The sequence below is a fragment of the Bacillus sp. JJ1609 genome, assembly GCF_036967045.1.
Classification (GTDB): domain Bacteria; phylum Bacillota; class Bacilli; order Bacillales; family Cytobacillaceae; genus Mesobacillus.
Genome location: NZ_JBALSS010000035.1, coordinates 23,068 through 31,745, shown reverse-complemented (window position 1 = coordinate 31,745; position 8,678 = coordinate 23,068). Strand labels below are relative to the sequence as shown.

At 39.8% G+C, this 8,678-nt stretch carries 8 protein-coding genes; 6 read left to right on the top strand and 2 right to left on the bottom strand.

Features of this window, described 5'->3' with window-relative positions; all coding sequences use genetic code 11:
- Positions 1-222: 222 nt before the first annotated feature.
- The 4 genes from ahrC (at position 223) to spo0A (ending at position 4,862) form a co-directional block, all read left to right on the top strand.
- Positions 223-672: a transcriptional regulator AhrC/ArgR gene (gene ahrC / locus V7654_RS21450; protein WP_207499938.1), complete on the top strand. Its 450-nt coding sequence runs from the start codon at positions 223-225 to the stop codon at positions 670-672.
- Positions 673-688: 16 nt separating this feature from the next.
- On the top strand, positions 689-2,380 hold the full coding sequence (gene recN / locus V7654_RS21445; RefSeq protein ID WP_335432880.1) for a DNA repair protein RecN: 1,692 nt from the start codon (positions 689-691) through the stop codon (positions 2,378-2,380).
- Positions 2,381-2,508: 128 nt separating this feature from the next.
- The gene (gene spoIVB / locus V7654_RS21440) at positions 2,509-3,795 is read left to right on the top strand and encodes a SpoIVB peptidase (protein ID WP_335432879.1); all 1,287 of its coding nucleotides are present in this window, start codon (positions 2,509-2,511) and stop codon (positions 3,793-3,795) included.
- A gap of 272 nt (positions 3,796-4,067) precedes the next feature.
- A complete protein-coding gene (gene spo0A, locus V7654_RS21435; protein WP_335432878.1) occupies positions 4,068-4,862 on the top strand; it encodes a sporulation transcription factor Spo0A in 795 nt (264 codons plus the stop codon).
- 189 nt (positions 4,863-5,051) lie between these two features.
- On the opposite strand, the gene V7654_RS21430 is transcribed toward spo0A, so the two are convergent.
- Positions 5,052-5,195, bottom strand: a complete 144-nt coding sequence (locus tag V7654_RS21430; RefSeq protein ID WP_335432877.1) for a YycC family protein — start codon at positions 5,193-5,195, stop codon at positions 5,052-5,054.
- Positions 5,196-5,230: 35 nt separating this feature from the next.
- Between V7654_RS21430 and V7654_RS21425 the strand changes: the two genes are divergently transcribed.
- Complete coding sequence (locus tag V7654_RS21425; RefSeq protein ID WP_335432876.1) at positions 5,231-5,968, top strand: glycerophosphodiester phosphodiesterase; 738 nt, start codon at positions 5,231-5,233, stop codon at positions 5,966-5,968.
- Here the strand turns inward: V7654_RS21425 and V7654_RS21420 are convergent.
- Positions 5,965-6,228: a DUF2627 domain-containing protein gene (locus tag V7654_RS21420; protein WP_335432875.1), complete on the bottom strand. Its 264-nt coding sequence runs from the start codon at positions 6,226-6,228 to the stop codon at positions 5,965-5,967. The genes V7654_RS21425 and V7654_RS21420 overlap by 4 nt on opposite strands.
- 266 nt (positions 6,229-6,494) lie before the next feature.
- Between V7654_RS21420 and V7654_RS21415 the strand changes: the two genes are divergently transcribed.
- Positions 6,495-8,555, top strand: a complete 2,061-nt coding sequence (locus tag V7654_RS21415) for a sigma-54-dependent Fis family transcriptional regulator (protein WP_335432874.1) — start codon at positions 6,495-6,497, stop codon at positions 8,553-8,555.
- Positions 8,556-8,678 lie beyond the last annotated feature (123 nt).

Genomic DNA, 8,678 nt, shown 5'->3' with positions numbered 1-8,678 from the left:
ACTACAATCAACAGGGTATTAGAAATCAATTTACAGGTTTAACAGAGCCTTGTTTTTACCTGTTGATTTCCATCGGAAGAGCTAAAAAGTTCATCTCTTTGTCAATTCCTCACAGAAGGTTTTGCTGAAAAACCACGAATGATTGTACAATCTGCTGAAATCGGCTAACATATGAGTATAAATAATAAAAGAATGTTTCGGATGTATCCAGGGGTGATATGAATGAATAAAGGCCAGCGCCATATTAAAATACGTGAGTTAATCGCAAGTAAGGATATTGAAACTCAGGATGAGCTTGTTGATCGGTTGAAAGCTGCCGGCTACAATGTAACTCAAGCCACGGTCTCCCGTGATATCAAGGAACTTCATCTCGTAAAAGTGCCATTAATCGACGGAAGATACAAATACAGCCTACCAGCTGACCAGCGCTTCAATCCTTTGCAAAAGCTAAAAAGATCGCTGATGGATGCTTTTGTACGGATTGATCAGGCCGGGCATTTACTAGTCATGAAGACGCTGCCAGGCAACGCTAATGCTATTGGAGCTTTGATTGATAATCTCGATTGGGAAGACATACTTGGCACGATTTGTGGAGATGACACAATCTTGATTATTTGCCGTACTCCCGAAGATACGGAGCTTGTCACAAATCGGTTTCTTGATATGCTATAAATGAGGTGACGGTTGCTTGTTAAATGAATTATCGATCAGAAACTTCGCAATTATAGAATCTTTATCTATTTCTTTTAATAAAGGTCTGACTGTACTGACTGGGGAAACAGGTGCAGGAAAATCCATCATTATTGATGCGGTTCATCTGTTGGTTGGTGGCAGAGGTTCGGCTGAGTTCGTTCGCCATGGTGAAGATAAGGCTGAAATAGAGGGCTTGTTCTTTATTGATGGAGAACATCATCCATGCTACTCAAGGGCTGCGGAATTTGGCATTGACATTGAAGATGGCATGATCGTATTAAGAAGGGATATTTCAGCAAGCGGAAAAAGCGTCTGTCGTATTAATGGCAAGCTTGTAACAATTGCTGTTTTGAGAGAAGTGGGTTCTTCACTGATCGATATCCACGGCCAGCATGAGCATCAGGAATTGATGGATGAAACTAGGCACATAAATCTTCTTGACCAATTTGGTGCTGAAGAAATTCTCCCAGCTTTAAATGAATATCAGCATGTTTTTCGTTCTTTTGAACAAATGCAGAAAAAACTGAAAAGTCTTAGTGAAAATGAACAGCAAATGGCTCACAGGCTGGATTTGATTCAATTCCAGCACGATGAAATCCTCTCTGCAAACTTGAGAATGAATGAAGACGAAGAGCTTTTGGAGGAAAAGCAGAAGCTTGGCAATTTTGAACGGATATTTGATAGTATCCAGACAAGTTATTCTGCGCTTCAAGGTGAACAAAAAGGATTGGACTGGATCGCGCTTGTAATGGAAAACCTCCAGACAGCCGCTGATTTGGACCCGGCTTATAAGTCTGTCGCAGAATCTGTTGCAAATAGTTTTTACCTGCTTGAAGACGCTGCCAGGACAATCAGAAATGACCTTGATTCACTAGAATATGACCCGCAGCGTTTGAACGAAATAGAAGACAGGTTAAATGAAATCAACCAGTTAAAACGAAAATATGGGAAATCGATTGAAGAAATACTCGAGTATGCCTCCAAAATCGAAGAGGAAATCGAGACGTTGCAAAATAAAGAAGTGCACATCGTCCAGATGGAAAGGGAACTGGCATCACTGAAAAAAGACCTGCGGATTGAAGCGGTCAATTTAACGGAAACACGCAGAAAGTGGGCCAAAAAACTAACGAAATTGATCCATAAGGAACTTAAGGAGCTTTATATGGAAAAAGCTGTTTTCGAACTCAGAATTGAGTCAGAGGGTGATGTTTTCCATAAGAATGGTGCAGATAAGGTTGAATTTTATATATCTACAAACCCTGGTGAACCATTAAAGGCTTTATCAAAAGTTGCCTCAGGAGGAGAGCTATCCCGTATTATGCTTGCACTTAAGAGTATTTTCTCGAGGCATCAGGGAGTCACTTCAATTATTTTTGATGAAGTTGATACTGGTGTAAGCGGTCGTGTTGCCCAATCTATTGCTGAAAAGATTTATAACGTTTCAACCGGCTCTCAGGTACTTTGCATTTCACATTTGCCTCAGGTGGCTGCAATGGCAGATACACATCTTTACATCGCCAAGGTAATTAAAAATGGCAGGACAAAAACATCTGTCACACCACTTACTATCTCAGAAAAGGTCAAGGAAATTGGCAGGATGATTTCAGGAGTGGAAATTACCGACTTAACAAAACAGCATGCAGAAGAATTATTGAAGCTTGCCCAAAATATGAAGACTGCAACTTGAAAAGCTATCCATAAAGGGTAGCTTTTTTATTTTTATACCGGTTATAAATGCGCCAACTCAAGGCAAAATTAAAGATGTAGCCATTTTCAATAAGTGAGTGTGGAATAGAAGCGAGGAGAGTGAATGGATTGAAAAAAGATTTTCTTAGAAAATTTATTGGTGGAATTCTCCTTGTTTCATTAATTGCTTTAGGTTTTGCAAAACCAGTACATGAATATTTATCTATTCCAGGAGATATAACTTTGTTCGAGGGGCAAAAGCTTGATTTTGCGGCAAATGCTGTGCAAGTTTCAGCTCCAATAGAAAATTTGAGTATCACTGTGAACCAGGAAGGTGACACCGTATCACTAGAAGCGAAGGCACATGGCAAAGATGAAATGGTGCTTGAACTGGCTGGTTTTCCCGTAAAGAAAGTCGATGTAAATGTATTGAAGGATTTCAAAGTGATTCCTGGAGGCCAATCCATTGGAGTCAAGCTGAATACGGTTGGTGTCCTTGTGGTCGGACATCATCAAGTACAGGCAGAAGAGGGCAGGGTTTCACCAGGAGAAACGGCAGGAATTAAAAAAGGCGATATCATTACAGAAATCAATGGCAAGCAAATTGAAAAAATGGCGGATGTAGGTCCATTCGTAAAGCAAGCAGGAGAAGATGGAAAACCATTGGATTTAGTGCTTAAAAGAGAAAATGAAAAAATCACAACTCATCTGCAACCAAAAAAAGATATCAACGAAAACACTTATAAGCTCGGTTTGTACATTCGCGATTCGGCAGCAGGAATCGGCACGATGACATTTTATCATCCTCAGTCCAAAAAATATGGTGCGCTAGGCCATGTTATATCAGATATGGATACAAAAAAGCCGATAGTTGTTGAAGATGGACAAATTGTTCGGTCCACAGTCACCTCGATTGAAAAAGGTGGAAAAGGAAATCCAGGTGAAAAATTAGCACGTTTTTCATCAGATCGTGAAATTATTGGTAACATCCAGAGAAACAGCCCCTTTGGCATTTTTGGCGAATTGAATAGGGATATTAAAAATGGTATTTTTGATAAGCCGCTTCCAATTGCCCTCTCCCATCAGGTAAAGGAAGGGCCCGCTAAAATTTTGACGGTCGTAAACAACGATGAAGTTAATCTTTTTGATATAGAAATAGTCAGCACAATCCCTCAAAAATTTCCGGCAACTAAAGGAATGGTCATTAAAGTGACGGATCCTGAGTTACTGGAAAAAACCGGCGGAATTGTCCAGGGAATGAGCGGGAGTCCGATCATCCAGGATAACAAGCTGGTAGGCGCTGTCACTCATGTCTTTGTAAATGATCCAACCAGTGGTTATGGGGTCCATATCGAATGGATGTTGAATGAAGCTGGAATTGACATTTATGAAAAACCAAGAGAACAGGCAAGTTAATGAAATGAAATTTGGCGGCGATGGCCGCCTTTTTTCATGGAAAAAACTCATTTAACAAGAATATTCGACAAAATAATAGGAGTTTTTTTGTCAACTATCGAAATAAGTCGAAAAACAAAGGAAAAAGGAGCATTTATTAGAAAATATTACTTTTTTAAGAAAAAATTAAAAATAAGAGGAATTTCTGTTGCATTGTCGAATTAGTCATTTAGAATAGAATTTAGAGAAGATGAAATTTGTGATCATAATTGGATTTGAGGAGGAACCAAGTAGTGAACAAAATTAAAGTATGCGTCGTTGACGACAACAGAGAATTAGTGGGGCTTCTTGAAGAATATATTTCTTCACAGGATGATATGGAGATTATCGGTATTGCACATAATGGTCAGGAATGTTTGGAAATGCTTGAAGATACAGATCCAGATGTTATGTTATTGGATATCATTATGCCGCACCTTGACGGCCTTGCAGTCCTCGAAAGGGTACGTGAAATGAAAAAAGGCATCATCCCAAATGTAATTATGCTGACAGCATTTGGCCAGGAAGATGTAACGAAAAAGGCTGTTGAACTTGGTGCTTCCTATTTTATTTTGAAGCCATTTGATATGGATCATCTTGCTGGGCATATCCGTCAGGTAAGTGGCAAGGCGAAAACGATGACCAGAAAGCCTTCATCCATTAATTATGGAAGATTAAATTCTGAACAGAAGCCGAAGAATCTTGATGCTAGCATTACGAGCATCATTCATGAAATTGGTGTACCTGCACATATTAAAGGCTATATGTACTTGCGTGAAGCTATTTCCATGGTTTATAACGATATTGAACTTCTTGGCTCGATCACAAAAGTCCTCTATCCTGATATTGCGAAGAAATTCAATACGACAGCAAGCCGTGTAGAACGTGCCATCCGCCATGCGATCGAGGTAGCATGGAGCAGAGGAAACATCGATTCCATTTCTTCATTGTTTGGTTACACTGTTTCGATGTCAAAAGCAAAGCCAACCAACTCTGAATTCATCGCTATGGTCGCTGATAAGCTGCGTTTGGAGCATAAAGCTTCTTGAAAGAGTTAGGCCAGTAACAAGCTCTTATTTCATTCTTATATAGAACATCCTTTTTTGTACAGATTCTTGGTATAAAGCAGGATGTTTTTTTAATTCTGTATCGTTGCTGTTTTATGGTTGAAAGTATTATCATGTAATAACAATCTGTAAAAAATAGAAAAAACGCCAGCTGGCGTTTCTAAATCATTCCTAATCTTTTTGCTTATCCTGTTCAAGTTCTGCCAGTTTTTGCAGCAGGATATGCTGAGGCATATGCATAATACGCTCTACGGGCATTCCAAGCTTTTCAGAAAGCTTGATGGCTGTTTCAGCAGAAATATTTAATGGTTTCATGTTTACCTCCAAATTATTAAAAAGGTGGATTGCTTATGACACTTATTTTAGCACATCGCGGCTTTGCTGCTGCTTATCCGGAAAATACGATGAAATCATTTATGGAAGCTGCGAAAGCTGGAGCCGATGGATTGGAATTGGATGTTCAAATGACAAAGGACGGAGAACTGGTTGTCATCCATGATGAAAAGGTTGATAGGACTACTAACGGTACAGGCTTCGTAAAGGATTACAATCTCAAGGATTTACGGAAATTCGATGCTGGCTGCCATCATAAGACATTAGTCAAGATAGAACCCATTCCATTGCTTGAAGAAGTGCTTGCATGGCTGTCGGAAACCGGCCTGGTTTGTAATATCGAATTAAAAAACAGCATCATCCCATACGAAGGCATGGAAGAAAAGGTTATTTCAATGGTCAGGGATTTTAACTTATCGGAAAAAATCATCATCTCATCCTTCAATCATTATAGCATTGTGTATAGCTACAGGCTTGCACCAGAAATAGAAATTGCTCCTCTGTTGTCAGAAGGCCTCTATATGCCATGGATTTACGCCCAATCAATCCGTGCTAAGGGCTTCCATCCTCATTGGAGGGCTGCCCCAGATGAGATTGTTAAAGCTGCTTTGGAGAGCGGTATTGAGGTTAGGCCCTATACCGTTAACAAAGATTCGGAGCTAGAAAGGTTGTTTAAAGTTAACTGCAGTGCCGTTATTACTGACGATCCTGCTAAAGCCAAGAAAATAAAAACTAAAATAAAACAGGCCTATTAAGGCCTGTTTTGCTTTTTACTGCTATCGGGAATGCGGAAAATGGCCTGCACTTTATTCTTTTTACGGTCGCGGTGCAAGATAAACCCGGCGATAAATCCTAAGCCCGCAGCAAAGAAAAGCAGCCCTAGGATGAATTGGATAAATAAGTTTGGAATAGGTGGCTGTAAAACTCCAAACACCATATCACGCATTAATTTTATACCTAATGCTGCAATGAATCCCGGTATCAACATGATGATTAGTGCAATGATCCTGGTCATATGTGGTATCCCTTCGTATAAAAAAGTATTCTCTTTTTGAGTATAATAAACCGCGTCTAATTCCGCAATGATTGGATTTTAGGGAATATTTTAGAACGAATCGTAATCTGCTTTGCAGAGAAGATTTTTAATTTACTTCACCTGTGTCAGTCTGAATAATTAAGAAATTTGTCAATCCAATAAAAAAGAATTAAAATATTCATGAAGAATCTTGCAGACTATGTTTGCGAACTATGAAATATTTTTCCGGATTCATGGGGGATATTATGCAAAAAATAATGATAGTTGGAGCGGGCAAGGGTGGAACCGCAATACTTGATATCTTTAAACAAACAGCGAAAGTTGTTGCTGTCATAGATATCAATACTGGAGCGCCCGGAATCGTAGCTGCTAAAAAAGCTGGGATCCAAACGGGTACAGACTGGCGTGAACATTTATCTGAAGACATAGACATTATCATCGAGGTAACAGGAGATGAGAAGGTATTCCGTGATTTGAGAGATGCTAGAGGGAAAAGCACAGTGTTGATCCCGGGCAGTGTTGCTTTTCTCATCGCTTCACTTCTCGAGGAAAAAGAAGGGTTAATTAAAGCCCTTAGAAAAGTTACATACGAGCATGACCTGATTTTTAACTCTACCGGAGATGGCATGGTTGTCATCAATACAGAGGGCATTATTACTTTATTTAACCGCAGTGCAGAAAAAATTATTGGTACATTAAAGGAAGATGCTGAAGGGAAGCAAATTTTGGAGGTCATTCCTTCAAGTAAGCTGCCAAGAGTCCTGAACAAAAGGAAGGTTGAAACGAATCAGGAATTGGTCCTTGCAAATGGATCGAAAATTATTACGACCAGAATTCCTATTTTAGATGAAAATGATCAGTTGATTGGTGCTTTTTCAGTATTTAAGGATATTACTGAGGTTGTGAACCTTGCAGAGGAAATAACAAACCTGAAAGAAATCCAGACCATGCTGCAGGCAATCATTAATTCCAGTGATGAAGCCATTTCCGTAGTTGATGAAGATGGCCGTGGAATCCTCATAAACCCTGCTTATACCCGAATTACCGGTTTAAAGGAAGAACAAGTAATCGGACAGCCTGCAACTGCAGATATATCCGAAGGCGAAAGTATGCATATGCAGGTCCTCAAGACGAGAAGGCCGGTTAGAGGAACAGCAATGCGAGTAGGGCCAAATAAAAAAGAAGTTGTTGTTAATGTAGCACCAATTATTGTTGATGGAATATTGAAGGGCAGTGTTGGGGTTATCCATGACATGTCTGAAATACAAAATCTGAACCGTGAACTAAGCAGGGCAAGGCAAATCATCAGGACTTTAGAAGCAAAGTATTCGTTTGAGGATATAATTGGCCGAACAGAAGAAATGACGATACCAATCGAACAGGCCAAGCTGGGAGCTAAAACTCCTGCAACTGTCCTGTTGCGAGGTGAATCGGGAACAGGTAAAGAACTTTTTGCTCATGCAATCCATAACGCAAGTGACCGTAAATTCAATAAGTTTATCAGAGTAAACTGTGCGGCGATATCAGAATCTCTGCTTGAAAGTGAACTCTTTGGTTATGAAGAAGGTGCTTTTTCTGGCGCGAAAAGAGGCGGTAAAAGAGGCTTTTTCGAAGAGGCGAATAATGGAAGTATTTTTCTTGATGAAATTGGTGAATTGCCTGCCAATACCCAGGCAAAGCTTTTAAGGGTTCTGCAGGAACGAGAAATTGTCCGTGTCGGCGGCTCGAAGCCGGTTTCGATAAATGTCCGGGTGATAGCAGCGACTAATATGAATCTTGAAAAGGCTATTGCGAATGGGAGTTTTAGGGAGGATTTGTATTATAGGCTTAACAGGATGCCAATCCATATTCCTCCGTTGAGGAGAAGGAAGGAAGACATCCCCGAGCTATGTGAAAAATTAATCCGTAAAATTAACCAGGATTATGGGCGAAACGTTGAAGGTGTTTCAGTAAATGCTGTCAAAAAACTTATGGAATATGACTGGCCTGGCAACGTAAGAGAACTGGAAAATGTCCTGGGGCGGGCAATCATCTTTTTAAACTATAATGATACTATGATTGAAGTCCAGCATCTCCCCGATTTGCAAAGTGGTCAACCAAAAGGAAAATTAGAGCATGCAGATCCCCTTATCCTTACAGAATCTCTGTCGTCGCAAATGGAAAAATACGAAGCGAAAATCATCAGAGACATTTTGGAGGCTGTAAACGGCAATAAAACCCTTGCTGCAAAAAAACTTGGAGTGTCTGTAAGGAATTTGTATTATAAACTCGAAAAGCACGGTATTGAAATAGATGGCATGCAATAATTTTCATACCATGAAAAATATTGCATGATACTTTCAGGGAAAAGTAAAGCGTTTTCACTGTTTTAAAGTTGGCACGGTTCTTGCATTTATATTATTCGGGTGATGCGCATCGAAAAGAAAGGG